The sequence below is a fragment of the Micromonospora sp. HM5-17 genome, assembly GCF_003762835.1.
Taxonomy (GTDB): Bacteria; Actinomycetota; Actinomycetes; order Mycobacteriales; family Micromonosporaceae; genus Plantactinospora.
Genome location: NZ_RJWA01000003.1, coordinates 25,652 through 51,543 on the forward strand (window position 1 = coordinate 25,652; position 25,892 = coordinate 51,543).

A 25,892-nucleotide genomic window follows, 5' to 3' on the forward strand; every position below is an offset into this window, starting at 1 on the left:
AACGGCTAGGCGATCGCCTGGATCGCGGACTCGACCTTGCTCCGGACCGACTCCGGCAGCGGGGCGTAGCCCAGGTCGGTCAGCGCCGCCTGGCCCTCGGCGCTGGCCGCGTAGCCCAGGAAGCCCTTGACCAGGGCCAGCTTGTCGGCCGAGAGACCCTTGCTGCAGACGATCTCGTAGGTCACCAGGACGATCGGGTAGGCCCCGGCCTCCTTGGTGTTGTAGTCGATCGTCATCTTGAGGTCGTTGCCCTGGCCGGTCACCTGCGCACCGGCGATGGCCTTACCGGCCGACTCGGCGGTCAGCGCGGCGTACTCGCCCGCGCCGTTGCCGATCTTGGCCATCTTCAGGCCGCCGTTCTCGGCGAACGACCACTCCATGTAGCCGATGGCGCCGTCAGCCTGCTTGACCGCGCTCGCCACGCCGTCCGAGCCCTTCGCACCGGTGCCGCCCGGGGCCTTCCACGCCTTGGCGTTGCCGAAGGTCCAGTCGGAGGCGGCCGTGCTGGCGAGGAACTTGGTGAAGTTGTCCGTGGTGCCCGACTCGTCGGAGCGGTGCACCGTCTGGATGGCGGTCGACGGCAGGGTCACGCCCGGGTTGTCCGCCTTGATCGCGGCGTCGTCCCACTTGGTGATCGTGCCGGCGAAGATCTTCGCGAGGGTGGACGGCTTGAGCTGAAGGTTGTCCACGCCGCTGAGGTTGTACGCCACCGCGACCGGGCCGATCACCATCGGCAGGTGGATCGCCGCGCCACCGGGGCACTTGGCGTCGGCCTGCGGCTGCTCCTCCGGCTTCAGGGCCGAGTCCGAGCCGGCGAAGTCCGCGGTGCCGGCGATGAACGCCTGGATGCCCGCGCCGGAGCCGCTGGGCTCGTAGTTGATGGTGGAGCCGGCGCACCTCTGCTGGTACGCCTTGCGCCACTCGTCGATCGCGTTCTTCTGCGCAGAGGAGCCCTGCGCGTTGAGGGTGCCCGTAGCGCAGTCGGCGGCAGAGGATGCGGAGGCCGACGCTCCGCTGCTGGGCTCGTTATTGTCCGAGCCGCACGCGCTGACTGCCAGTGCCGTGGCCAGAGCGAGGCAGGCAATGGTGCCGTGCCGCTGGAGCTTCACCTGAAAGGTTCCCTTCACCTTGGATGCAGCAGACCCGGGAGCCTTCCCGGGAGCCGGCTGGTGGCCGGCTAGTAGGGAAGCTAGAAGTGCCAGGTAGCCGGTTCGCCGGTCGCAAGTGAACGAAGGGTGAACAGAGGTGGCCGGCTGGGTGGCCGGGGCCTGAGTGTGAGATGTCCGTTCCGTGAACCGTGGTACGGGAGCTGCGGGACGTGGTCATACGGGCGGTTCGTCGGCGTACGCCGTGGACACCGGCGAAGCCGCCCCCCACGGCCGACCCCGCGTGGTCACCCGGCGCACGGGTCACCGTCCCGGCCCCGTCCCGACGGGTCCGTCGCGTCAGTCGGCGGTGGTGGCGGGCCAGCGGTACTGCACGTGCCGTACCCAGGTGTCGAAGCCGAGCCGGGTGTAGAGCGCCACCGCGCCGTTGTTCGACTCGTCGACGTAGAGCATCACCCGGGTCAGCCCGGCGGCGCGCAGGTGGTGCAGTCCGGCGAGGGTGAGGGCCCTGCCCAGGCCGCGGCCGTGGGCGTCCGGATCGACGCCGAGGACGTAGACCTCGCCGACTGGCTCGACCGGGCCAGCCTCGCCACCTCCGTCGCGGCGGTGCACCTTCGTCCAGTGGAAGCCGAGCACCCGTCCGGTCGCGGACTCCACGGCGAGCAGGAAGCCGGCCGGGTCGAACCACGGCTCGGCGAGGCGCAGCCGCAGGTCGGTCTCGTCCCACCGGCCCTGTTCGGGATGGTTGGCGAAGGCGCGACGGTTGACCCGCAGCCAGGCCGCGTCGTCGGCGCCCGGCCGGAACGCCCGCAGGGACACGCCGTCCGGCAGGTGGGGTTCGGGGAGCGGACCCCGCAGCGAGCGGCGGAGCTGCCAGAGCACCCGGGCCCGGGCGAAGCCCAGGTCGAGGGCGAGCGCGGCCGCGGACGGGTGGTCGCCGTGGGCCCAGACCAGGAGGCGGCCGTCGCCCGCCGTCGCCCGTACCACCTCGACCAGGGCCCGGCCCAGTCCTCGCCGACGGTATCCGGGGTGCACGACGAGCCCCGCGGAGAACTCGCCGGGCGTCGGAGCGGGCTCCAGGTACGCGTACCCGACCGGTGACCCGTCCGGCTGCCGGGCGAGCAGGTGGGTGGCGCCCGCGACGGGATGCCGGAGCCGCAGCGTGACGTGTTCGTCGAGGGGATCCGCCCCATCGGCGGCGCCGGCCGCGGCGACGAGCTCGTGTACCGCCGCCACCTCGTCCGGGCCGAGCACGTCGAGTCGGCTGATCCGCTGCTCCGCCGGGGTCTCGCTGATCATCCTCCTACCGTAGACCCACCCGCGGCCCGACCGTGGCGGCCAGCCCCGTCCCTGGCCGAGCCGATGGGTTTGGGCAGAGCCGATGGTCCGGGTGGGAGCCGGCCGGGGTGCGGACGCCCTCCGACCGTCCCGCCGGACGGCTAGCCCACCCCTCGGCCGGCGCTGGTCCGGTCGGCGTCGGTGCCGACGGGGTGTTCCGTGGGCGTGCCGGTCGGCAGGGCGGCCAGCGCGTACCGCCGACCCAGGGTGACGAGGATCGGGTACAGCGCGCTCACCGTGCCGCGGCGGTCGCCCCCGGCGTCGTGCAGCAGCACGATGGCGCCGGGAAAGGTCCGGGTGGTGACCGTCGTGACGATGTTGCCCGCTCCGGGGCGGGCCCAGTCCCGCGGGTCCACCGTCCAGTGCAGCGGTGTCATGCCGAGCTGTCGGGCCGCCGCCGCCACCGAGGCGGTCCAGTTCCCCCCGGGCTGCCGGTAGTAGGCGACGACCGCCCCGGGAGCCACCGCCCGGATCGCGTCGCTGGTCCGCCTCAGGTCGGCCAGGATCGTGGCGTACGGGCGTTTGCCCAGGTCGACGTCGTGTGACCAGGAATGGTTGCAGAGGGTGTGTCCGTCGGCGGCGATCGCCCGGACCAGTTCCGGGTACGCCCGCACGTTCTCGCCGACCAGGCAGAACGTGGCCTTGACCTGGAACCTGCGTAGCAGGGCGAGGACCTGCGGGGTGAACCGGGGATCGGGGCCGTCGTCGAAGGTGAGCGCGACGTCCGACGAGCCTGTGGTGCGGCGGGCCCCCTGCGGCCCGCTCGGCTCCGGCGGCAGCTGGCCCTCGTGCCCCCGCGCGTGGTCCCCCGTACCGGAGCCGGAGGGCGCCGGGGTGGCGGTCGTCGACGGGGTCGGTTCGCGGTCCCGCGACCCCGCGCCGGCGCTCCCGTCGTCGGGTTCGTCACCGGAGGTCGCTTCGGGCTCCGTCCCGGTGCCGAAGCCCGCCTCGCCCTCCGGACCGGCGCCGGCCGGGTACGCCGACCCGGCCTCGACCCGGCTCGCTGCCGGTCGCTCCGGTCCCACGCCGGACATGCCCAGGCTGCGGCCCAGCAGGTACGTGCTGCCGAGGATCGCGGTGGTGACGACGGCCGCGACGGCCACCATCCGCCCCCGCGACATCGTGCCCATCAGCGGACCGCCAGAGATATTGCCGATGTCACCCTGCCTCCTCGGATGTTTCCGGATACAGGATACGTAACAAATGCCCGAATAGTTAGTGTTTCTCGTATTCACCCCTTCCTCTGTATCGCAACGGGGGCGAGCCGTCCGTTTTGTCACGGCCTCTGCGGCGATAATTCCGTGCCCCGAACAGGCGCCAGCCAGACGCCAGGGGCCACCCGGCGGATGCCGGGTGGCCCCTGGGATGTCGTCGTGCCCGGTCAGACCGGCAGCGGCATGCCCTCCGACTCCGGCAGCGGCCGGGACGGCGGGGTGACGAACTTGTAGCCGACCTGCCGGACGGTGCCGATCATCGACTCGTACTCCGAGCCGAGCTTGGCGCGTAGCCGCCGGACGTGTACGTCGACGGTGCGGGTACCGCCGAAGTAGTCGTAGCCCCAGACCTCCCGCAGCAGCTGGTCTCGGGTGAAGACCCGACCCGGGTGCTGGGCGAGGAACTTGAGCAGCTCGAACTCCTTGTACGTCAGGTCGAGCGGCCGCCCCTTGAGCCTGGCGGCGTACGTGTCGGGGTCGATGGTCAGATCCCCGGCCCGGATCAGCCCGCCGGCCGCGGCGGACGCGTTGCTCAGCCGTCCGACCGCGAGCCGCAGCCGGGCCTCGACCTCGGCCGGGCCGGCGCTGGCGAGGATCACGTCGTCCACGCCCCAGTCCGCGTTCAGGGCGATCAGCCCCGCCTCGGTCACCACCGCCATCAGCGGCACCCCGAGCCCGGTGGCGTGCAGCATCCGGCAGGTGGCCCGGGCCTCGCTCAGCTCCGAGCGGGCGTCGACCAGTACGGCGTCCGGGCTAGGCCCGGTGACGAGGGTGCGCACGTCCCGCGGGGCGGTGCGCACGGAGTGGGGGAGCAGGTCGAGTGCCGGCAGCACGACGGACGGTTCGCCTGCGCGCGAGGTCACCAGCAGCAGGATTTCCACACATCACCTCCGTCCCCGGCGGCGCCGACCAGGGGCCGCGCGGTGTGGCCAGCGGCGGGCCGGCGATGGCCGGGAACCGCTGGATACTGAGGGGCGTCCCGGCTTCACTGACGGGCGGGTAGGAATCGAGCTTATCGGAAGTTCGGCGGAGCGTTCCCACACGTTCGTCCGAACGACTGTGGGGTCGGCCATAACCGGCGAGGGATCGGCCATGACCGGCGACTTTCCGTTTCGGGGCTTCGGGCGTCGGCGCGTCGCGCGGGCGATCTGGCACGATCAGGGCGTGTACCCCTCCACGCCACCGGAGACAGGTCGGGACCCGTGGGCGGATGGTCGCCCGGGCCCGGCCGGACCGCGCCGCGCGCCGGAGCACCGCGGCCACCCCGCCGGCCCCGAGTCCACCCGTGGCCCGGGGGGGCCGGGGGCGTTCGGCGGCCCACGCCCGTTCGACGACCCGCGCCGACCCGAGCCGGCCGCCCGTCCCGAGCCGGCGCCCGGCCGTGCCGAGCCGGTGAGCCGCAGCGAGCCGTCCGACCGGACGGACGCGGGCGCCCGCTCCGGCCCCGCCGACGACCCGACCGGCGACGACGACCAGGAGACGCCGGCCGTACCGGTCCGGCGTCTGCTGTCGGTCGCGGTCGCCGGCTTCTCCGGGCTGCTCGGCCTCGGCCTGATCTTCGGCGCCTACACCGCCGGCCCCGGCGCCCGGGTCCCGTTCGCCGTGGTGGTCTTCGGAGTGCAGTTGCTCTTCGTACTCGCCTGGACGATGGCGATGCGTCCACCCGCGCTGCCGGTCGTCGCCGCGGTCTCGGTGGTGGTGGCCGGTGCCGCCGACGCCGCCGCCGTCCTGCCGAAGATCGCCGCGCTCGGCCCGCTCGGGTACGTCGCCGCGGCTGGCTTCGTCGTCGGGGTGCTCGGCCAGCTCGTCCGCCGGGAGGACCGCATCCGGGTCACCGACTCCCTCGGCGCCACCCTGCTCATCGTCGTCGGCGTGGTGGCGTTCGCCACCCTCGTCGTCCTCAGCCGGATCCCGATCGGCACCCAGGCGATCTACGTCTGCCTGGCCGCGACCGGCGTCGCGTTGGCGGTTGCCCGGCTGACCGACGCGGTGCTGCCCTGGCCCCGGCTGGCCCCGCAGGTGCCGCGGGGCGCGTCCGGCGTGGTGGTCGGAGCGATGGCCGGCACGCTGGCCGCGGCCGTGCTCGGCAGCTTCCTGGTCGGCTTCACCCCGAGCAGCGGGGCGGTGGTCGGCCTGGTCGCGGCGGCCTCCGCCGTCCTGGTCGACCTCGGCGTCGGGTACGCCGAGGCGGGGCGGCAGATGGCCGGGGAACCGCCGACCATGTGGGTGGCCCGGCACATGCAGGGACCGCTCGGTGGCTTTGCCCTGGCCGCCCCGGTGGCCTACGCGATGAGCGTCTTCTTCCTCTGACCCCGGTGACCCGCGGCGCGGACAGACACCGTGCCGCGGGGCGACGCGTGGTGTCGACGGTTGGGAGATGTGTCGTCTCGGGTAGATAGTGGTCCACGGGCCGAACCGTCGGCGGCATCGAGACGGGATCAGGGGGAGCGGGCGTGGCGGAGAGTTATCCGGCGACGGGGAGGACGTACCGGGAACGGCCGCGTCGGCGCCGGGGACGGCGGCTGCTGGTCGCCCTGGCCGTCGTCGTCCTCGTCCTGGGTGCGCTGCTCGCGGTGGCGGACCGGGTCGCCGCGGGAGTCGCCGGGCGGGTCATCGCGGACCGCGTCGACCAGGAGCTGACCCGGCGCGACGTGCAGTCCACCGCGCCCGAGGTGACGGTGGGCGGCTTCCCGTTCCTCACGCAGGTCGTCAACGGCAGGTACGACTCGATCCGGATCGTGCTGCACGACGTACGCGGCCCGGCCGGGAACGGGGGCGTGACGGTGTCGGTGCCGGAGGCGACGGTCGACGCCCGGGGCGTCGACGCGCCGCTCGACGCGCTCCGCTCCGGCCGGGCCGACATCGTCGCCGAGACCGTTCAGGGCACGTGCATCGTCGCGTACGACAGCGTGGTGAAGCTGATCGACCACCCGGGTGTGCAGCTCGCCGAGGAGGGCGGCAACCTCGTCGTCACCGCGCCGGTGGAGGTGCCGATCATCAACCAGCGGCTCACCGTGCGCGGCAATGCCCGGCTGACCCCGGAGGGCGACGACGTCCTCATCACGTTCTCCGACCTCACCGCGGACGACCTGCCGGACAACCCGGCGGTCCGCTCCTTCGTCGAGGCGTTCGCCGAGCAGCTCACGGTCCGGCTGCCGCTGCCGGTGCTCCCGTTCCCGGTCGAGGTGACCGAGATCCGGCCGCTGCCGGAAGGACTTCGGATCAGCGGCACCGCCCGGGACGTGGCGCTGAACGACGTACGCTGAGCGCGGCGAGGCGGCCCCCGGCCGGGCCGTCCGGGATCCCGGATCGTGGTCGGCCCATCGTCACGAGGTCACGACGCTGGTAGGCTGCGTCACCATGGGGACGCTCCTCACCAAACGGCGCGCGGTCGACCTGTGCCGCGTGGCCACCTGCCTCTGTCGCCCCGTCATCTGACGGCGGGGCTGCTCTCTCTGCGTACCCTCTGAGTTTTTCCCACGCCCGGCAGCGGCGCCGTCGCACGTCCCGTGATCCGTCCTTCCCTGGGTCCCGCGCGTGACATGCGACAACACTGCTTTGGTCGACCGGCACGCGCAGGCTCACCACCCCAATCCTCACAAGGAGTGATCTGATGAGTCGCGACACCGCACTCGTTTCGGCCGACTGGGCTGAGAAGAACCTCGACGCCCCCGGCGTGGTCTTCGTCGAGGTTGACGAGGACACCACCGCCTACGACGGCGGGCACATCGCCGGTGCGATCAAGCTCGACTGGAAGAAGGACCTGCAGGATCCGGTGCGCCGGGACTTCGTCAACAAGGAGCAGTTCGAGGCGCTCCTCTCCGAGCGGGGCATCAGCAACGACGACACCGTCGTGCTCTACGGCGGCAACAACAACTGGTTCGCGGCGTACGCGTACTGGTACTTCAAGCTCTACGGCCACAAGAACGTGAAGCTGCTCGACGGTGGCCGCAAGAAGTGGGAGCTGGACGCCCGCCCGCTCACCACCGAGGTGGTGACCCGGCCCAAGACGCAGTACGTCGCGCAGGAGCCCGACCTCTCCATCCGGGCCTTCCGCGACGAGGTGGTCAGCGCGATCGGCGCGAAGAACCTGGTCGACGTGCGCTCCCCCGACGAGTACGCGGGCCGGCTGCTCGCTCCGGCGCACCTGCCGCAGGAGCAGGCGCAGCGGGCCGGCCACATCCCGACCGCGGTGAACGTGCCGTGGTCGAAGGCGGCGAACGAGGACGGCACCTTCAAGTCCGACGACGAGCTGCGCAAGATCTACGCCGAGGCGGGGCTGGACGACAGCAAGGACACCATCGCCTACTGCCGGATCGGCGAGCGTTCCTCGCACACCTGGTTCGTCCTGCACGAGCTGCTGGGTCACCAGAACGTGAAGAACTACGACGGATCCTGGACCGAGTACGGCTCGCTGGTCGGCGTACCGGTGGCGCTCGGCGACGAGCCCGGGAAGGCGTGAGGCAGATGACCACACCCGTCGCCCCCTCCGCCGCCGGCTGCGCCGCCCCCGACCAGGCCGCGCCGCTTCCGGTCAGCCTCGACCTCGAAAAGGAGACCGTGATCACCGGGGTCGTCAGCGCCGCGAACGGGGAGGCCGTGCCCGGGGCGTACGTCCGGCTCCTCGATTCGTCCGGCGAGTTCACCGCCGAGGTGGTCACCTCGGCGGCTGGGCAGTTCCGGTTCTTCGCCGCGCCCGGTACCTGGACCCTGCGGGCACTCTCCCGGCACGGCAACGGCGACGCGTCGGTCACCGCCGGCCAGGGCATCAACCAGGTCTCCGTCACCGTCGGCCTTGAGTGAAAGGAAGGGCCCCCTTTTATCGCTTCTGGTAGAGGAAGGGTCCCCTGTTAACACCGCTGACCGGCGTCCCTGACGGTTGCCAGCCAGCACCGTACGGTTGCCAGCCGGCGTCCGCGACATCATTCGGCCCCGCCGATCCCACCTGATCGGCGGGGCCGCGTCATGTCCGGCCCCGCCGCCGACCTGTACGGCACCGCGCGCCGCGCGCGACGACCCGTACAGCGCCGGGCGCTACGGCGGGTGCCGGGTCTCCACTGCCGGGGCGTGAAGGGCGGGATCGCCATCGGGCGTACAGGGGTGTTGGTTCCAACCACGCGCCTGGGAGGCCCACTCGATGACCGGACGCTTCTCATGACCGCGCCACCGGAGACCGTGCCGCCGGAGATTGCGCTACCGGAGGTGGTGCGTGCGGTCGACGCCGGCGCCGTCGTCGACATCGGGAATGTCGACGACGTCGACCTGATCAGACAGTCCCGCGTGGAGCCGGAACGGTTCGCCGTGCTCTTCGACCGGTACTACCGGGAGATCCATCGGTTCGTCGCCAACCGGCTCGGCCCGTCCGTCGCCGACGACCTGGCGGCGGAGACCTTCCTGATCGCCTTCGACAAACGGACCCGTTTCGACACCGGCGACCCCGCCGACGGTGGGCTCGGCACCGGGACCCGCCGCGCCGACGGTGCCACCTCGGGCGGGTACGTCCGGGCGTGGCTGTACGGCATCGCCACGAACCTCGTCCGCCGGCACCGGCGCAGCGAGGAACGGCGCTACCGGGCACTCGCCCGGGCACCGCGGGACCGGTCCGTCGTCGGCCACGACGAGCGGATCGCCACGATGGTCAGCGCGCAGAGTATCCAGCGCGATCTGGCCGCGGCGCTCGCCGCACTCTCGGCCCGGGACCGCGACGTGCTGTTGCTCGTCGCGTTCGGCGATCTCGACTACCACGAGGTCGCGGCAGCGCTCGGAATTCCCTACGGCACCGTCTGCTCCCGGCTCAACCGGGCGCGGCGCAAGGTGCGCGCGGCACTGGGCGGTGCCGATCCGACCCGCCACGAACAAAACTCAGGGGACCTGTGATGGATGACCTGCGAATGATCCGCGAGCTACTGGGAGACGCGCCGACGCCGTCCCCCGAGACGATGGCCCGGGCCCGGTTGGCGCTGCTGGAGCAGGCCCGGGCTGAGGCGGTCGGCCAGGCGGACACCGCCTCGGCGCCGGATCGGCGCCGGCGATACGCGGCGCTGGGACGGCGGCGGCGGTACGTGGCGGCGCTGGGGCGTACCCGGCAGGTGGGCCGGGCCAGCCGACCCCAGAGCCGGTGGTGGAGCTGGTCGCTCGGCGGCCTCGGGATCTCCGGAGCGGTCGCCGCGGCGCTGGTCGTACCCGCGATCCTCGGTCCGACGGCGGCGGTCCCGGGCGGCCCCGACCAGAGCGGGGTGGCCAGCGCCCCGGCCGGCGTGGCGATCGGCGACGGCGACGACGCCGGGGTGGTGCTGCGGCTGGCCGCCGCGAACGCCCGGCATGCTCCGGCCGTCGAGATCCGGCCCGACCAGTTCATCTACCGGGTGGGCGAGGAGCGGTACCTGCACGTGATCGGCGACGTCGAGGGCGACGGGCCGGTGGCCAGGATCTGGGTGGGTCGCCGGCACGAGAACTGGTACAGCCCTCAGGGCCTGACATCGGCACGGCTGCGGATCACGGAGGATGCCAGCCGTACGCCGCTCACTCCGGCGGACGCCGAGGCGGCCCGGAAGCTCGGGTACGACCTGACCCCCTCGCCAAGGGTCGAGGAGCACGGCCCGGCGTCCGGCTACGAGCCGCCCACCGGCTGCACGGCCTGCGGGGTGACCCGGGATCCCGGCGAGTGGTATCAGCCGACGCCGGAGTACCTGGCGAGCCTGCCGACCGATCCGGCCCGGCTGCTCGCAAAGGTGCGGCAGGACGTCGGCGACCAGAACAAGCACTCCGCCGACCAGGAGGTCTTCACCGCGATCCTGGACCTGCTCCGGGTTGCCGCGCCGATCGTGCCGCCGGAGGTCCGGGCCGCGCTCTACCAGGCGGTCGCCCTGATCCCCGGGGTCGAGCGGATCGACGGTCGGGTCGAGCTGGGCGGACGGCAGGGGGTCGCGATCGGCCGGGTCAACGACCCGACCGCGGACGACACCGTACGGGAGGAACTGGTCTTCGACATCAGCGGTCGGGAGCTGCTCGGGTTCCGTACGGTGAAAGTCCGGGCGACGAAGGAGTACCCGGCCGGCACCGTCGTAGCCCAGGACGTCCCAACGTTCAAAGTCGTCGACCACCCGGGTGAGGTCCGATGACCGCGCGGAAGCATCTGCCCCGGGTTGGCGGCGCCGGCACGCGGCTGTTGGCCGCCGGCCTCACCACCTCCGCGATCCTCGCGCTCACGCCGTCGTACGGCGCGGCCGGCGTTCCCGCCAGCGGATCGGCGGGGACCGCCGGCGCCACCGTTACGGCCGGTGCCGACTCGTCGGTGCCCGGTGCCGCCGGCACCGTCACGCTGATCACCGGGGACGTGGTCCGACTCGATCCGGTCGGCGGGCCGTCGATCGTGCCGGCTGCCGCGCGAGACATCACCGGCGCGGCCCCGCCCCGCCTCGTCTCGTACTCCCGCTACCAGCAGGACGGCGACTGGTACCTGATCCCCACCGACGCCATCCCGCTGATCAAGGCCGACCTGCTCGACACGCGGCTGTTCAACATCACCGGCCTGCTGCGGCAGGGGTACGACGACGCCAGCAGCCAGGTGCTGCCGCTGCTGGTCGAGTACGCCGACTCCGGCCAGGCTCGACGGGCGGCCCCGCTGGCCGGGACGAAGGCCCGCCGGGTGTTGGCTGGGCTGAACCTGACCGCCAACGACCAGCCGAAGAAGGCGGCGGCCCGGTTCTGGACGGACCTGGTACGTCAGGCGAACCCGGGTGCGCGGAGCATCCGGGGCGGGGTTCGCAAGGTGTGGTTGAACGCCCGCTACCGGGCGGCCCTGGAGCGCAGCGTGCCCCAGGTCGGCGCACCCGCGGCCTGGCAGGCCGGCTACACCGGCAAGGGTGTCACGGTGGCGGTGCTGGACTCCGGCTACGACACCGACCATCCGGACCTGGCCGGCCGGGTCTCGGCGGCGGAGGACTTCACCGGGACCGGCGATGTCGAGGACCGGTACGGCCACGGTACGCACGTGGCGGCGACCGTCGCCGGCTCGGGGCCGGACGGCCGGCATCGCGGGGTGGCCCCGGACGCGAAGCTGGCGGTGGGCAAGGTGCTCGACGAGTCCGGCAGCGGCGCTGAGGACTGGATCCTCGCCGGCCTGGAGTGGGCGGTCACCGAGGCCGGGGCGAAGGTGGTGAACCTGAGCCTCGGCGGCCCGACAACCGACGGCACCGACCCGGTCAGCCAGGCGATCAACCAGCTCAGCGCGGACCACGGCACGCTCTTCGTGGCCTCCGCCGGCAACAGAGGGGCGAACGCGCCGGTGTCGTCGCCGGCCAGCGCCGACGCCGCGCTCGCGGTCTCCAGCGTGGACTCGACCGACCGGATCAGCGACTTCTCCAGCCGGGGTCCCCGGTTCGGAGACGGGGCGATGAAGCCCGAGCTGGCCGCGCCGGGCGAGGCGATCGTGGCCGCCCGGGCGACCGGGACCTACCCGGAGATCGCCGGTGACCCCGACCACGTGCCGCTCTCCGGTACGTCGATGGCCGCACCGCACGTCGCCGGGGCGGCGGCGATCCTGGCGCAGCAACACCCCGACTGGACCGGTGCGCAGCTCAAGGCCGCCCTGGTCGGTGCCGCGGCGCCGGCCCGGGACTCCCGGGTCTTCGACGTCGGCGCCGGCCGGCTCGACGTGGCTCGGGCCGTCACCCAGCCGGTCCGGGCCGACGTGTCCACCCTCGACGTCGAACTGGACTGGGGGGCGACCGGGGAGACCCGGGAGCTGACCTACCGTAACGACGGCTCCGAGCCGGTCACCCTGCGGCTGTCCGTGAGCCTGACCGACACCGCCGGCAAGCCGGCCCCCGATGGACTGGTCACGCTCGGCACGACGACCCTCACCGTGCCGGCCCGGGGTAAGGCCTCCGTACCGGTGCGGTTCGCCGGTCAGGAACAGGCCGGGACGTACGGCGGGGTCGTGATCGCCACCGCTGGCGACAGCAGCGTGCGAACCCTGGTCGGGGTGCGGCAGGCCGCCGAGACGCACGAGGTCAGCATCCGGGTCCTGGACGAGCAGGGAATGCCGACCGAGGCCAGCACGGAGGTGATTGGCGCCGACGCGACGACGGGCGGCATTTGGGAGTCGGTGACCGGATCGGGCACGGTGTCGCTGCCCGTCGGGCGGTACGTCCTGGTGACCAAGGTTGAGCTTCCGGATAAGCCGTACGGCGGGACTCGGGTCGCCGTGCTCAGCCACCCGCGGCTGACGGTCGCTGACGACACCGCGGTCACCCTGGACACCCGATGGGCCCGGGCCATACCCCTCGAGGTGGCCGACCAACCGGCAGCGACCGCCGGTCTCCGGACCATCGACCTTTGGGTGAGGGGGGTCGGTATACCCGACCACGGCGTGGAGACCATGTTCATCCCGGGGTGGCAGGAGGTGCTGGTGGGCAGCGCACCCGGGGTGAGCAGCGAGGAGTTCCGCCTCGTTGACATGGCCGTCTTGGAACGGCCGATGCTGGAGCTGTCCGCGGCCGCGCCGGAACGGTTCCGGGTCTGGTCTGGATGGCTGTGGCAGCCCGGCTCGAACCCACCGTTCGAGGGGACCGCACAGCTACCGGCCGTCCGGCTCACGGTCGGACCGGACGGGGAACTGCCCGATGTGAACGTCGCCGACGCGCTCGCGGTGCTCACCTCTCCCGAGGATGGTTCGCGCTTGAGCCGGTGGTGCGGCAGCTCCGGGAGCGGGGTGCTCGAATGGTGCTGATGGCGACCGGACAGTTCACCTGGGCGGGCGAACCGCTCGCCCTGCCGACCATCACGTCGTCGCCCGGCGGGCCGGGACTCGACCGCTTTGTCGAACTCGCCGGTGCCGGCGTGCTCACCGCGACCGTAGTCGGGCATTCAATCAGCCCGTACCGTTGCCAACTGGTGCACGAGGCACGGGGCGCGGTGCCGCCGGACCTGGCGTACCGGCCGACGACCGCGGAGCTGGCCGCCGTCCCGACCAGTTATCACGACGCGGGCCTGGGGGGACAGGATACGAGCTCGCAGTTTCGGGTCCATGACGACATCTACGCGATGTTCCAGCCGATCGCGGTGCAGGCACCGCTGCGTCGTACCGAGTACTACACGCCGGGGAGCTGGCGGATCCTGTTCGGAAACGATGTGTCGCGAAACCAGGCAGCAGCCGAGCTGAACCTGCACCCGGGGGCCAACCCGGAGGTGAGCTGGGACAAGGCGGTGGTGGGACCGGCGTTGACCGGACCGACACCGGGGTACGCCGACAGGCCGTGGGTGAACAGGCAGGGGGACGTCATCGACGTGCTGCTGCCGATGTACGTCGACGCCGCCGGCCATTCGAAATCGGTCGATGACTATGACGCTGTCACGGGCAGCACCAGCCTGTACCGGAACGGGCGGCTCGTCGGCACCGTCGCCGAGCCGGGCCGGGGGCAGTTCCCCGTACCGGCCGAGGCGGGGACGTACCGGCTCACCGCCTCGGCGACGCACAACCATCCGAGCTGGAAGCTGAGCACGAAGGTCAGCGGTTCCTGGACCTTCCGGTCGGGCACCGAGCCCACGAGGCGAGCCCTGCCGCTGCTCGGGATGCTCCTGGACGCCCCGGTCGACCTGACCAACACCGTGCCGGTCGGTGACCGGCAGCCGGTACGGGTGTCCGTGCACCGCCAGGACGGGGTGACCGAGCGGCCGATCGCGGCGGTGAAAGTCGCCGTCTCGTATGACGACGGCCGGAGCTGGCGGGCGGTGCCGGTGCTTCGGGACGGCGCCGGCTGGCGGGCGTTGGTGCCGCACGACCGCGCCGGGTACGTGTCACTGCGGGCGAGCGCCACCGACGTGGACGGGAACGCGGTGGAGCAGACCGTCATCCGGGCGTACCGGGTCGGTACGGCATAGCCGATCGCGCCTGGCGGAGCCGGGGCCGACCGAATGGTGGGCCCCGGCTCCGCCGGCTGTCACCCGCCGCTGCCGCCCACCGGCCCCGGCCCGTCGTGACCGCGATGCCGCCGAGCCGGTGGGCTGGGGGCGAAATCGGACTTGAGCGAACGCTCAACTGTGCCTACCCTCCATGCTGACCGTTTGAGCGATCGCTCAAACGGTCAGCGGTGTGACGCCGGCACGTACCCGTGCCGGCCGGTGGAGGGAGCGGCACGTGTCGGAACCAGAGAACGGACGACTCCGGCCCGGCCGGGCCAACTGGATCCTGGCCGGCCTCATCGGACTGTTCGGCGTCGTGGTCTTCGGGTTCGCGGTACGGAGCGGGCGGGCCGACAGCGCGCTGCTCTTCGTCGGACTGCCGGTGCTGCTGGCGGCGGCGTTGGCACTGACCCCGGCCCGGAGCAGCCACGGCCGGGTGTTCCTGACCACCACGGTCTGCCTGCTGCTCGCCTCGGTCCTCCTCCAGGAGGGCGCGATCTGCGTGGCGCTCGCCGCGCCGCTGGTGTACGCCGTCGTCCACGGCGTCACCGCGTTGCTCAACTACTGCCGGCGGGTCGACCGGGCCTCCTACGCGGTGGTCGTGCTGCCGTTGCTGCTGGCCGGCGGGATCGAGGGGACCAGCGCGGACCTGCGCGTCGTACCGGAGCAGTCGGCCGAGGTCGTCCGGCGGGTCGCGCTCCCCGCCGACCAGGTCGCCGCCCGGGTCGCCGAGGGGCCGCGACCGGTCGCCGCCCGGTCGATCCCGCTGCGGCTGCTCGGCGTACCGCTGCCCCGGCAGGTCTCCGGTAGCGGACTGACCGTCGGGGACCGCTGGGTCTTCGCGTACCACGGCACGTCGCACGGACCCGGCGGCCACCTCGTCGCCGAGGTCGAGCGGGCCGAGCCGGGCCGGCTCGGGTTCCGGTTCGTCGAGGACACCTCGATAACCGGCCGCTGGCTGACCTGGCGGCACGCGGAGCTGAGCTGGCACGCCGTGGACGCCCGAAACACCGAGGTCCGGGTCACGGTCTCCTACCGGCGTGGGCTCGACCCCTCCTGGTACTTCGGGCCGCTCCAGGACGGGCTGGTGCACGAGGGCGCCGCCCACCTGCTCGACATGATGGCGCTGACGTGACCGCCGCCCGCTATCTCTGCCTGCTGGCACCGGCGGCGCTGGTGCTGCTCGCCGCCCGCGCCGACCGCAGCCGGGACGGCCGGCTCGCCGCCCTGCTCGCCGGCATCGCCGCGGCGGTCGGGATCGCCGCCCTACACGAGCTGTCCCGGCTGGCTGGCTGGTTCTCCTTCGCGCCGGTGGACGGTGCGTTCCGGGGCATGCCCGTCGACCTGTGGCTCGGCTGGGCCGCGCTGTGGGGAGCCGTACCGGTGCTGCTGCGCCGGGTGCTGCCACTGTCGGCGGCGCTCGGCCTGCTGCTCTGGCTTGACGCGGTGGCGATGCCCGAACTCCAACCTCTGGTTCGGCTCGGGCCGGACTGGCTGGTCGGCGAGGCCGTCGGGCTGATCCTGGTCGCGCTCCCCGCCCAACTGCTCGGCCGGTGGAGCGCCGACCGCCGCCACCTGCGGGCCCGGGCCGCGTTGCAACTCGTCGTCTTCGCGGCGCTGACCCTGTGGCTCGGGCCGACCGCGGTCTTCGAGTACGGCGACGGCTCCTGGGCGCACCTCACCCGGCTGCCGGGCGAGGTGCTCATCCTCCTCGCCCAGGTCGGGCTGCTCGTCGCGGTGCCAGCCCTGGCCGCGGTCCGCGAGTTTGTGGTACGCGGCCACGGCACGCCGTACCCCTGGGACCCGCCGCGTCGGCTGGTCACCACCGGCCCGTACGCCTATCTGGCGAACCCGATGCAGCTCGGCGGCATCGGCCTGGTGCTGGTGTTGGCCGTGGCCACCCGCAGCGCCTGGCTCGCGGTGTCGGCGCTGGCCGCGGTCGCGTTCGCGACCTCCGTCGCCGGCCCGCACGAGCGGCGGGACCTCGCCGAGCGGTACGGCGCGGCCTGGTGCGCGTACCGGAGCCAGGTCCGTGCCTGGTGGCCGCGCGGGCGGCCCTACCCGGCGCCGGTCTCGAACGTGACCTCCGCCGGCTCCGGGCCGGCGGTGCTGTGGCTGGACGCGGAGTGCGCGATGTGCCGCGCGGTCGGCGCCTTCCTGCGCGCGCGCCGACCACGGCAGCTGGTCATGCTGCCCGCCGGGGAGCACCACCCGACCCTGTGGCGGGCCCGCTACGTGGCCGGCGACGGGTACGCGGCGGCCGGGGTGGCCGCCATCGCGCACGCCCTGGACCATCTCCACCTGGGCTGGGCCTACCTGGGGTGGCTGCTCCGGCTGCCGGGAGTGGCCTGGCTGGCCCAGCTCATCGCGGATGCGATGATCGCACCGCCGCACCCGGCCGGCGGGGTCGGAAGGATCGGGCGGCCTGGCGCGGTGGAACGGCCCGGCCCGGTGGGGCGAGGAGAGGGATGTCGGAGACCAAGCAGCGACTCGAGACCAAGCAGCGGCTCGTCGACGGCGCGCTCGCGGCCATCCGCCAGCACGGCATCGCCGGGGTCTCCGCCCGGACCATAGCCGCCGCAGCCGGGGTGAACCAGGCTTTGATCTTCTATCACTTCGGTAGCGTCGACGATCTGCTGGCCGTCGCCTGCACGACCAGTACCGCCGCCCGGGTGCGGCACTACGCGCCCCGGTTCGCCGAGGTACGGACACTGCGTGAACTGCTCGACGTCGGTCGGGACCTGCACGACCACGAGAAGGAGCTCGGCCACGTCTCGGTCCTCGCCCAGCTGCTCGCCGGAGCCCAGCAGGACGCGCGTCTCGCCGCGCCGGTCGCCGCCGCGCTGCGGCTTTGGACCAACGAGATCGAGTCGGTACTGCGGCGGGTGCTGGCCGGCTCGCCGTTCGGGGAGATCGCCGACATCGGCGGCCTGGCCAGGGCGCTCTCCGCCGCCTTCATCGGGCTCGAACTCTACGAGGGAGTGGACGGCGACGGCGCCAGCCAGGCGATCGCCGCTCTCGAACAGCTCGCCGTCCTCGCCGACGCCGTCGACAGCCTCGGCCCGGTGCCCCGACGCGCGGTACAGGCCGCCATCAACCGAGTCGCCGCTCGCCGGTCCTGACCGTCGGCGAGCCGGCCCAGATCGCCGGCTCTTCCCGGTGGTCACTCGGCGGCCCGGCGCCGGCGGCGGCACGGGTCGAACCGGGCGAGGACCGGCTCGCCGGGATGCCGGGCGCCGAGCCGCCGCAGGTGATCGACGGGATCGGGGGTATCGGTCGGCGGCACCGGCTGTTGCGGCACCCGGAGCGAACGGTCCGGTTCCGGCGGTACGGTCGCCAGCAGCGCCGGCCCCAGATACTTGAGGCAGTGGTCGATCGCCTCGGGCAGACTCCGCCAGAGCGGGGCACGGGCCGGGCCGAGCGGCGCGTCCGGATCGACGACCTCGACCTGCCAGCGCACCCCCTGGACCAGCCGGGGATCACCGGCGTTGCGCCGATGATCGGCGATGGTGACCTCAGCCGCCAGGCCGAGGCCGTGGGCGAGCCGGACGACGTCGGCCAGCGGTGGGGCATCCCGGGCGACGGCGGCGACGACGACACGCCCGGCGGGCCGGCCCCGGCCGACCGAGGCCAGGTACGCGGCGAGCGCCCCGCTATCCGATCCGACCGCGGCGGGGCCGCCGTCCGATCGGCGGCCAGCCTGTTTTTCAGTGGGCCCGCCGTCCGCGGTGCCGGGGTCGGGGCGGCGGTCGAGCGTCACGAGGCCGTCCAGCAGGTCCTGGGGGAGGACGTGCCCGGTCTCCGGGTCGACCAGCTCGTCGGGGCGTACCCCGAACACGCCGGCCCAGGCGCGGAGCCGGTGTCGCTCGGCGAGCTGGACCACCGGCTGGCCGGCGGGCTGGGTGGCGACCACCGCCGTCGGCCCGGGGTCGTCGTCCATCCGCCAGTTGAGGTGCACGACCCGGCCGGCGAGGTCGGTGACGGTGAGCACCAGGCCCCGGTAGATCCGGCCGGTCCCGCCGCAGCCGGGGCAGGCGAGCGGCCACCCGCCGCCACCGCCGCCGCAGGCGGCGCAGTCGAGACAGGGGATCGGGTCACCGAACCAGCTCGGTGTTGGTGGCTCCCAGGCGCGGAGCAGCGGTACGCCGGGCCGGCGGGCGACCTGTCCGGTGTCGAGGGTGCGCAGGTGAAGGTCAGGGTGCCCGGCGCGCAGCCGGGTGTGCCACCAGCGCCCGTCCCGCCAGATCGCCTGGGCGCCGCCACCCGCGCGGCCGTCGTTCGCCGTGCGGTCGTCGTCCCCAGTGCGGTCGGCGTGCGCCGTGTCGCCAGCCGAGTCGCCGGCCAGGCAGTCGCGGATGACGCGCCGTTCGAGCTGGTCGAGGTCGGTGGGCTCGGCGTCGATCGGCGCGGGTTCGGGTGGCCGGGGGCGGAGGAAGCGCGCCGGGGCGGTACGGCACCGGTTCGCGAAGTCGTGGAAGGCGTCCGCGACGGTGGTGTGCCGGACCGCGGTCGGCAGATCCGGATGCGCACCGTGCGGCCGGTCCGGCACCGCCGCGCCGCTGGTCTCGAAGCGAATGTCCCAGGTCAGCTCGGTCGCGGTGGTGCCGCGAGCCTCGACGACCAGGTCGAGGCAGAGCCGTTCGGCGAGCCGACACAGCCGGTCGAGGCAGTTGACCGGCCGGGCGACGGTGGCGCGACCCAGGAAGACCAGCCAGGGCGCGTACGACCGGGTGGCCAGCGCGGTCGCCTCGATCCGGTGCCGGTCGGCCAGGGGCAGCTCCGGCTGCCAGTCGTACGGCAGGGGCACGCTGAGCTCGCCGTCCGGGTCGGGCGGCCGTTCCGGGGTGAAGACCTCGCGTAGCGTCTCCGGCGCCGCGCCAACCCGGGCGGCCAGGTCGGTCAGGATCGGACCGAGCGCGATCCGCCACCCACCGCCGGGTACGACGGTGGGCGGCACCGACCCGGGCACGATGTTCGCCGAGGCGACCGCCCCGGTGTCGAGGTTGGCGACGGTCAGCACCAGTTGGGCGCGGCGTCGGCCGTACCCGTGGCACTCCCGGCACGCGGCGGCGAAGGTCGTACCGGAGCAGCGGGCGCAGGTGACGGTGGGCGCGACCAGGCGCGGGTCAGTCGGCATCGTCCGCCGTCACCGTGTCGTCGGTCGCCGCGTCGGCGAATACGTCGCCGGGCGCGCTGGTCCGGAAGCAGGCGCCGAGGTGGTCGGCGGACAACGGGCAGCGCCGACCACCGTCGAGCCGGCGGTCGCAGAAGACCCGATGCTGGCTGAGCTGGTTGTCCTCCGCGGAGACGGTCGTCTCGCCGGCCGACAGCTCGGGCAGGAAGTGCAGCGACCGGGTGAGGTTGCGGGCCAGCGAGCGCGCCGAGTCGAGGTCGCGGCTGGTCACGGTCAGGTGGATGACGTACCGCTGGCGGGTCATGCCATCATCCGGGAGCCGACCTGGGACTGCCAGTCGCGCAGCGCGTTCTTGATCCGTACGTTCTCGTCATGCGTACGCGCCAGCTCGGCGCGCAGCGCCACCAGCTCGTTGGCGACCTGGTTGAGGAAGGCCCGTACCTCGGCCGGGTCGAGCCCGCGTCGAGCGAGGTTGAACTGCCGGTGGCGTACCTGGGCCCCGCTGATCGGCGGGCGGGCCGCCGACCAGTAGTAGCCGGCGCTCGCGTTCGGCCGGCGGATCGGGACCGCGCGGATCGGGACCGCGCGGGCCGGCGGTGGGCTGACCCGGAAGAGTCTGAGCAGTCTGCGCATGGGAGAGCACCTTCCGACGAGGTTGATGGGCGGTCCGGCGCTCGTCCGGGGGGTACGCGAGCCGGACCGCCCGCCCTGCGATCGCAGCCTGGCGGCGGGTACGACCACAGGGCTGCCTGCGAGCGGCCGGGACGGGCGACCCCCTTTCACCGCATGTTGCCCGCCCCGACCGGGGGATCGAGCCCTCCCAGCTGCCACACGAGGAGTGCTCTCGCTCCAACTTAGGCATTGAAGCCAAGGAAGACAAGAGAGATGGCTTTTTCTTGTCAATGTTCCTGCTGCCGTGATCGAATCGGAGGTGCCACACGAGGAGTGCCATGCCAGCGACCCCGGACTACATCCGGATCTCTGACGAGATCATTTCTGCCGTCAGAGCCGGGAAGTACAAGCCAGGCGACAAGCTGCCGTCGATTGCCGAGCTGTGTCAGGAGTACAACGTCAGCTCGTCCACCATCCAGCTCGTCTTCGTTCGGTTGGAGGCGATCGAGGCCATCAGGCGACACCAGGGCAAGGGCGTCTTCATCACCGACCCGTCAACCTGGCTGCGTAAGCCTGGGACGTAGGGATGGGTGCCGGGACGTCGGTCCGCGAGCTGAACCCGCAGCATCATCAGGCAACCCACCGGCGCGCCCTGCCTGATGCCGTGAACGCCGGCCGGTGGCGTGGCGCTGGCGCGCCCGGACTCCGTCCGCTACATCGAGGACAGTGCGTTCGATAGTGTTCTCTCGGTTACGCGGATCGAGGCTCAGCGGCTTTCTGGTTCTGACTGCTCGCGTCGCTTACCGCTTGGCCGCGATCTGGGGGAGGACGGCGTGGCGAGTATCGAGGAGCTGAAAGCAACCGTCAGGGACGGTACCCAGGCCGTAGAGAGTGGCCTCCAAATTTTGGAAGGAGCCGCTGCCGAAGTGGCCGAGACCAGTGCTCTCGCCGCGCAGACGCTGCACAACAGCCAGCATCCGGAAATAGTGAAGGCTCTTGCGAGCCTCGCCGCGGCTGAACGCGAGGCCAAGTTGACCCTCCGCCGGTTTGCTGCCGCGAAGGAGCGTGCCGATACCTATCTGGCTCGACTCGGATGACGGTCAGCGTCGGCGAGGTGGTCGCCCAACTGATCGCTGTGGACACTCGTCTCGCGGCGGCGGTCGTCACCATCGGCCGCGCGCAGGTTGATGCGGATCGTGGGCACGCCAGATACAAGGAGGCCGGCCAAGGCGGTGGCCGGTCCGAGATCCAGCAAGCGATCGCGGAGGCTCGTACCGCCAGTGAGAAGTCGGCCAAGGTGGCGCGTCTGATCGACGATGCCCGTCGGCACCTCGCCAACTACGTCAACGTCATCGCGCCGGGTGCGATGCCGGCCGACGTGTCGCGGCCCGAAGCCATGCCCGATGGTGAACGTCTCGTGACCGAGACGGAGCGGCGGGCGAGGAAGGCCGAAGCCTTCCTGAGGAGGGAGATCAAGAAGGCTGCGGACCGCGAGGACGCACTCAAACAGGGCGAGGAGGCCGTCACCACGGGCGTCAAGGGCCTGCTGGAGATGATTCGAGACCAGCGGGGACCAACGCAGACCACCACGGCGACGCCAAGAAGTCACAGCCAGCCGGTTGAACGGTTGCAGGCGGAGCACCCGGTCACGGCGGTTGTCGTGGCGATCGGTGCGGGAGTCGTTGGCGTCAAGGGAACGCTGAACATGATCAGGAGAAGGCGGGAGAGGAAGCTGCATGGAGATCAAGCCGGAGATGGTTGATTACCTCCGTACCATGATCAAAGGTGATCTTGACGCGAACAGCCGCATCGAGGCTCAGCTGGATGAGAAGGGCTGGGATGACTTTCCCAAGCTACTCGGCGCGGTGTTCTTCCTGGCTGTCGACCGCCAGTTCGGTGACGACGCGAGCGCGGCTGAGATCGTGCAGTTCGTTGCTGAGATGCGTGCCAAGGCTCCAGTTGATCCGGCCGTTATCGACGCGAACGCTGCTGAGACCCTGATCAAGTCAGCTCTTGATCCGGCGCTGGACCATGACGTCGAGTCGGAGATGATTGGTCGCATCCAGACGCTGACCATCATGCACGTGCTCGGTGCGGAGGACGTGTCTGACGACGACCTTGACGATGTCCTGGAGGAGGCCGTCCAGCTCGTGGGCCGCCTGTAGGAGACGCCTGCTGATGTGCGCGGGTCGACGCCGTGCGGCGCGTAATCCTGCGCACATGATGGGCTTGCGCGTCGCGCCGCTGTAGGGCCGCGAGCGTTCCCCCTGGCCACGCGCACTCCAATATTGGACGCCGTTGGCGGACACCAGAGGTTGCGATGCCCGTCGATAATGGCCCGGTGACCGTGCGTGGTGGCAAATGGTGGCTGGTGGGCGTCGCCGGTGGCGTGATCTCGGCCGGGATAGGCGTCCTGTTTCTCAGGGCCGGGTTGGAGGACGCTGATCGGTGGGCCGGTGTGTTCGGGGCGTTCTTGAACCTCGCGGGTTTGGGAGTGGCCATCTACAGCGCGCTGTGGACCCGCCGGGCGGTCACCGGATCGGCACCGTCTATTGGGGGCGAGGTAACCAACACAATCCGGGGCGGGCGGCTCGCCGGCCCGGTGGTGCAGGCCCGCGACGTGGAGCAGGTGAATACCGGCCCGGCTGCCGCGCCGGATGCGGCAACCCGGACGGCGAGCGCCGAGCCGGGATCGGTGTCGAACCGGATCGAGGGTGGACAGTTCCACAACCTGGTGATCCAGGGCCGCGACGTGCGCGGGTTGCACCTGCCGGCAGCCGGACAGGCCGGTGAACGGTTGGGCACCAGGAAAAGGAGTAGATGTTGATGACCGACCGGAGCTCGGGGCCGGCGGGGTCGGGCCAGACGTCGAACCGCATCACGGATGGAGTGTTCTTCGGGGCGGTAATCCAAGGCCGGGATATCCAGGTGATGTTGCCGGCCGAGGTCACCCCGGCGATGACCGGCATGCCCGCCCCGGCGAGGGTGTTCACCGGCCGTGACGACTAGGTCGAGGCGCTGCTCAAAGGACTGGCGCCAGAGGGCGAGGGCGGGGCGGTGCTGGTGTCGGCGGTGGCCGGCATGGCCGGGATCGGCAAGACCGAACTGGTGCTACAGGCCGCCAGTCGTGCCTTGCGGACGCCGGGCTGGTTTCCCGGTGGGGTGCTGTTCGTCGACCTGTTCGGCTACGACTCCGACCGGCGGCTGTCCGCCGCCGACGCCCTGCTCGGCTGGTTGCAGGCCATCGGCATCCCGGGCGAGCACATCCCAGCCGGCGAGCAGGATCGGGCTCGGCTGTGGCGCAGCGTCCTGACCGCGTACGTCCGGCAGGGCCGCCGCCTGCTGCTGATCATCGACAACGCCGCCGACACCACCCAGGTCACTCCGCTGCTGCCCGCCGATGCCGACATCCCGGTCCTGATCACCTCCCGGCACACCCTGGACATCGACGCCCGCCTGCACGATCTCAACTATCTCGACACCGATGCGGCCATCGACCTGATCACCAAGGTCGTCGCGCTGCGCCGTGGCGACGACACCCGGATGGGTGCCCCGGACCACCGAGCGGCAATCGCGGACCTGGTCAACCTGTGCGCCGGCCTGCCGTTGGCGTTGCGGATCGTCGCCGCGTTGCTGGCCGACCGCCCACAACCTGCCGCACTGGCCACCCTGCTCCGCGACACCCGCCACCGACTCGATCGACTCGTCCGACGGGAGACCACCGGCGAACTCGCCGTGCGGGCCGCGTTCGACCTGTCTTACCGACACCTGACCCCGCAACAGGCTCGAATGTTCCGACTGCTGCCGATCAACCCCGGCCCGGACATCGGTACCACCGCCGCTGCCCGGCTCGCCGACCTACCCGCCGACGAGGCCACCATCCTGCTGCAGGACCTGCACCGAGCCCACCTCATCGACGAACCCGCCACCGACCGGTGGCGCATGCACGACCTCATCCGCCTATACGCCGCCAGCCAACCAGCCGACACCCCGGACGAGGCAGACGCCACCCGGCAGCGGCTGTCCACCTACTACCAGGACACCGCCTACGCCGCGATTACCCACCTGGACCCGACCGTTAAGACCGACACCACTGTCTTCGAGACCCGCGAAGGAGCCCTGGCCTGGCTCGACACCGAACACGCCAACCTGATCTCCGCCTGCACCACCAGTACCGACCTCGCGTTTACCATCGCCGACTATCTCGACTTTCGCCGCTATTTCGATGACTTGATCACCATAACCACCCTCGCCGCCGACATCTACCGGCAGGCCGGCGACCGACACCGCGTAGGACGGGCGTTGAACCATCTCGGCTCTGCCCTGCGTCAGGTGGGTCGGGTTGACGAGGCGATTGCCGCCCACATTGAGGCTGCTGAGATCTACTGTGAGCTCGGGGATCGGCGCGGCGAAAGTGCAGCGCTGAACAATCTCGGTGTCGCTCTGGCCGGGATGCGTCGGTTTGACAAGGCGATTACCGTCCATACTCGCGACCTAAAGATTTGTCGTGAGCTCGGGGATCGGCACGGCGAAGGTACGGCGCTGAACAATCTCGGTGTCGCTCTGATCGGAGTGCGTCGGTTTGACAGGGCGAGTACCGCTCACCTTGAGGCTGTCAAAATCTACCGTGAGCTTGATGACCGATACCACGAAGGCGCGGCGTTGGCCTACCTCGGTGTCGTCCTGCTCGGGCTGGGCCGGTTAGACAAGGCTCGTGAGTTGTGGAACCAGGCCGTCCAGGCATTCGCGGACGCCGGTGATACGGCGAGTGCGGAGGGGGTTCGCCAGTGGATGGACGAGCCGTCGCCAGAGGCTATGGATGGCTAGCTACTAGATCTAGGCCCGGTGGTTATGAGTGTCGGCTGGGCGCATAGGACTACGTGCACCCCCGAACCGCACGTCGCCCCACGCGCCCAGCTAGATCAATCTTGCGTCGGCAGTGCGACAGCCAGGAACGCCCTGCCCCTGCCCCTGCCCCGGTCCTCGGGCGAGCACCAGCGGTGCCGCAGCCGGTTCGAAGCGCCAGGGACACGACGGCCGCCTCATGCGCCGGCCGCCACGTGGGTGTTCTGGTTGGCGGTCAGCCGCCACTGACCGTCCTCCTTGGACATCACGTACATCGGGGTGCCCTCGCCCTCCTCGGTCACCAGCTCACCCTCCGGGGAGAAGTAGCGCTGGCGGACCTTCACCGCGGCCACGTCCGGCCGGATGAAGAGCACGTGCACCACCTCGTACGACGGGACGAGGCCCTTCATCGCGCCGGGCAGAACCTGCTTGGTGAACTCGGCGATCGCGTCTCGGCCGACGAGGAGCCTGCCGGCCCCGGTGGTCCAGATGGCGTCCTCGCGGAACAGCGAGACGAACTCGTCGACCAGTTCGTTGCGCTGCGCGTGTTCCAGGACGGCGACGACGTGTTTGATCGCGTCGATCTCCGCTTGCCGGTCGGGTGTCGCTGTCGTTGTTGTCATGACGACATGATGCATCCTCAACCATACTTGAGATCGATGGCGGTGTGATGGAGGTCTTACTCAGCCGACCGGCGGCCGGACCGGGCCTTAACCGCTGGCCAACCGCCCGGCGCGT

At 71.7% G+C, this 25,892-nt stretch carries 27 protein-coding genes; 19 read left to right on the forward strand and 8 right to left on the reverse strand.

The annotated features are described in order from the left end of the window. Nucleotides 1–5: 5 nt before the first annotated feature. The 4 genes from pstS to EF879_RS09535 all read right to left on the reverse strand — a co-directional run bounded on the left by pstS (nt 6) and on the right by EF879_RS09535 (nt 4,539). Entirely contained in the window at nt 6–1,109 is a 1,104-nt protein-coding gene (pstS, locus tag EF879_RS09520) for a phosphate ABC transporter substrate-binding protein PstS (RefSeq protein WP_123558286.1), read from the reverse strand. 336 nt (nt 1,110–1,445) lie between these two features. Beyond that, nucleotides 1,446–2,405: a mycothiol synthase gene (gene mshD, locus EF879_RS09525; protein WP_123557034.1), complete on the reverse strand. Its 960-nt coding sequence runs from the start codon at nt 2,403–2,405 to the stop codon at nt 1,446–1,448. Between the two features lie 140 nt (nt 2,406–2,545). Continuing rightward, complete coding sequence (locus EF879_RS09530; protein ID WP_370375487.1) at nt 2,546–3,592, reverse strand: polysaccharide deacetylase family protein; 1,047 nt, start codon at nt 3,590–3,592, stop codon at nt 2,546–2,548. Between the two features lie 233 nt (nt 3,593–3,825). Further along, on the reverse strand, nt 3,826–4,539 hold the full coding sequence (locus EF879_RS09535; RefSeq protein ID WP_123557035.1) for a response regulator transcription factor: 714 nt from the start codon (nt 4,537–4,539) through the stop codon (nt 3,826–3,828). Between the two features lie 283 nt (nt 4,540–4,822). Here EF879_RS09535 and EF879_RS09540 point away from each other — a divergent pair, with 283 nt between their 5' ends. The 12 genes from EF879_RS09540 to EF879_RS09590 all read left to right on the forward strand — a co-directional run bounded on the left by EF879_RS09540 (nt 4,823) and on the right by EF879_RS09590 (nt 17,685). Continuing rightward, nucleotides 4,823–5,968 (forward strand): hypothetical protein, encoded by a 1,146-nt coding sequence (locus EF879_RS09540; protein ID WP_123558290.1) that lies wholly within the window; start codon nt 4,823–4,825, stop codon nt 5,966–5,968. A 143-nt stretch (nt 5,969–6,111) separates the two neighbouring features. Beyond that, entirely contained in the window at nt 6,112–6,924 is an 813-nt protein-coding gene (locus tag EF879_RS09545) for a DUF2993 domain-containing protein (RefSeq protein WP_123557037.1), read from the forward strand. 94 nt (nt 6,925–7,018) lie between these two features. After that, complete coding sequence (locus EF879_RS28775; protein WP_311202345.1) at nt 7,019–7,096, forward strand: Ms5788A family Cys-rich leader peptide; 78 nt, start codon at nt 7,019–7,021, stop codon at nt 7,094–7,096. 175 nt (nt 7,097–7,271) lie between these two features. Next, nucleotides 7,272–8,120: a sulfurtransferase gene (locus tag EF879_RS09550; protein WP_123557039.1), complete on the forward strand. Its 849-nt coding sequence runs from the start codon at nt 7,272–7,274 to the stop codon at nt 8,118–8,120. Between the two features lie 5 nt (nt 8,121–8,125). Further along, the gene (locus tag EF879_RS09555; RefSeq protein WP_123558292.1) at nt 8,126–8,461 is read left to right on the forward strand and encodes a DUF1416 domain-containing protein; all 336 of its coding nucleotides are present in this window, start codon (nt 8,126–8,128) and stop codon (nt 8,459–8,461) included. Between the two features lie 351 nt (nt 8,462–8,812). Beyond that, on the forward strand, nt 8,813–9,535 hold the full coding sequence (locus EF879_RS09560) for an RNA polymerase sigma factor (protein ID WP_123557041.1): 723 nt from the start codon (nt 8,813–8,815) through the stop codon (nt 9,533–9,535). Further along, a complete protein-coding gene (locus tag EF879_RS09565) occupies nt 9,535–10,779 on the forward strand; it encodes a CU044_5270 family protein (protein WP_123557043.1) in 1,245 nt (414 codons plus the stop codon). Before EF879_RS09560 ends, EF879_RS09565 begins: the two co-directional genes overlap by 1 nt. Further along, on the forward strand, nt 10,776–13,391 hold the full coding sequence (locus EF879_RS09570; RefSeq protein WP_123557045.1) for a S8 family serine peptidase: 2,616 nt from the start codon (nt 10,776–10,778) through the stop codon (nt 13,389–13,391). The genes EF879_RS09565 and EF879_RS09570 overlap by 4 nt, the downstream gene beginning before the upstream one ends. Further along, nucleotides 13,391–14,542, forward strand: a complete 1,152-nt coding sequence (locus EF879_RS09575) for a hypothetical protein (protein ID WP_148086395.1) — start codon at nt 13,391–13,393, stop codon at nt 14,540–14,542. The genes EF879_RS09570 and EF879_RS09575 overlap by 1 nt, the downstream gene beginning before the upstream one ends. 256 nt (nt 14,543–14,798) lie before the next feature. Next, a complete protein-coding gene (locus tag EF879_RS09580; protein WP_123557049.1) occupies nt 14,799–15,698 on the forward strand; it encodes a hypothetical protein in 900 nt (299 codons plus the stop codon). Then, nucleotides 15,695–17,137 (forward strand): isoprenylcysteine carboxylmethyltransferase family protein, encoded by a 1,443-nt coding sequence (locus EF879_RS09585; RefSeq protein ID WP_123557051.1) that lies wholly within the window; start codon nt 15,695–15,697, stop codon nt 17,135–17,137. The genes EF879_RS09580 and EF879_RS09585 overlap by 4 nt, the downstream gene beginning before the upstream one ends. After that, nucleotides 17,032–17,685 (forward strand): TetR/AcrR family transcriptional regulator, encoded by a 654-nt coding sequence (locus tag EF879_RS09590; protein WP_123557052.1) that lies wholly within the window; start codon nt 17,032–17,034, stop codon nt 17,683–17,685. Before EF879_RS09585 ends, EF879_RS09590 begins: the two co-directional genes overlap by 106 nt. A gap of 41 nt (nt 17,686–17,726) precedes the next feature. Here EF879_RS09590 and EF879_RS09595 read toward each other — a convergent pair whose 3' ends face one another. Genes EF879_RS09595 through EF879_RS09605 form a run of 3 tightly spaced genes read right to left on the reverse strand, consistent with a single transcriptional unit; the run spans nt 17,727 to nt 20,330 of the window. Beyond that, nucleotides 17,727–19,700, reverse strand: coding sequence for a hypothetical protein (locus tag EF879_RS09595; protein WP_123557054.1), 1,974 nt, complete (start codon nt 19,698–19,700; stop codon nt 17,727–17,729). After that, nucleotides 19,690–20,001, reverse strand: a complete 312-nt coding sequence (locus EF879_RS09600) for a hypothetical protein (RefSeq protein WP_233604356.1) — start codon at nt 19,999–20,001, stop codon at nt 19,690–19,692. The genes EF879_RS09595 and EF879_RS09600 overlap by 11 nt, the downstream gene beginning before the upstream one ends. Further along, nucleotides 19,998–20,330 carry a DivIVA domain-containing protein gene (locus tag EF879_RS09605; protein ID WP_123557057.1) on the reverse strand — a complete coding sequence of 111 codons (333 nt, stop codon included), beginning with the start codon at nt 20,328–20,330 and terminating at the stop codon, nt 19,998–20,000. The genes EF879_RS09600 and EF879_RS09605 overlap by 4 nt, the downstream gene beginning before the upstream one ends. A gap of 317 nt (nt 20,331–20,647) precedes the next feature. On the opposite strand from EF879_RS09605, the gene EF879_RS09610 reads away from it, so the two are divergent. The 7 genes from EF879_RS09610 (at nt 20,648) to EF879_RS09640 (ending at nt 25,136) form a co-directional block, all read left to right on the forward strand. Further along, entirely contained in the window at nt 20,648–20,893 is a 246-nt protein-coding gene (locus EF879_RS09610; protein WP_123557059.1) for a winged helix-turn-helix domain-containing protein, read from the forward strand. A gap of 249 nt (nt 20,894–21,142) precedes the next feature. After that, complete coding sequence (locus EF879_RS26960; protein ID WP_148086396.1) at nt 21,143–21,406, forward strand: hypothetical protein; 264 nt, start codon at nt 21,143–21,145, stop codon at nt 21,404–21,406. Beyond that, nucleotides 21,403–22,071 (forward strand): hypothetical protein, encoded by a 669-nt coding sequence (locus EF879_RS09620; RefSeq protein ID WP_123557063.1) that lies wholly within the window; start codon nt 21,403–21,405, stop codon nt 22,069–22,071. Before EF879_RS26960 ends, EF879_RS09620 begins: the two co-directional genes overlap by 4 nt. Next, nucleotides 22,046–22,474, forward strand: a complete 429-nt coding sequence (locus tag EF879_RS09625; RefSeq protein WP_233604357.1) for a hypothetical protein — start codon at nt 22,046–22,048, stop codon at nt 22,472–22,474. The genes EF879_RS09620 and EF879_RS09625 overlap by 26 nt, the downstream gene beginning before the upstream one ends. Nucleotides 22,475–22,650: 176 nt before the next feature. After that, on the forward strand, nt 22,651–23,136 hold the full coding sequence (locus EF879_RS09630; protein ID WP_148086397.1) for a hypothetical protein: 486 nt from the start codon (nt 22,651–22,653) through the stop codon (nt 23,134–23,136). After that, complete coding sequence (locus EF879_RS09635) at nt 23,136–23,318, forward strand: hypothetical protein (RefSeq protein ID WP_148086398.1); 183 nt, start codon at nt 23,136–23,138, stop codon at nt 23,316–23,318. Before EF879_RS09630 ends, EF879_RS09635 begins: the two co-directional genes overlap by 1 nt. 9 nt (nt 23,319–23,327) lie before the next feature. Then, nucleotides 23,328–25,136, forward strand: a complete 1,809-nt coding sequence (locus EF879_RS09640) for a tetratricopeptide repeat protein (protein ID WP_305036050.1) — start codon at nt 23,328–23,330, stop codon at nt 25,134–25,136. 215 nt (nt 25,137–25,351) lie between these two features. Here the strand turns inward: EF879_RS09640 and EF879_RS09645 are convergent, their stop codons facing one another. Next, nucleotides 25,352–25,777, reverse strand: coding sequence for an SgcJ/EcaC family oxidoreductase (locus tag EF879_RS09645; protein ID WP_123557071.1), 426 nt, complete (start codon nt 25,775–25,777; stop codon nt 25,352–25,354). Between the last annotated feature and the right edge of the window lie 115 nt (nt 25,778–25,892).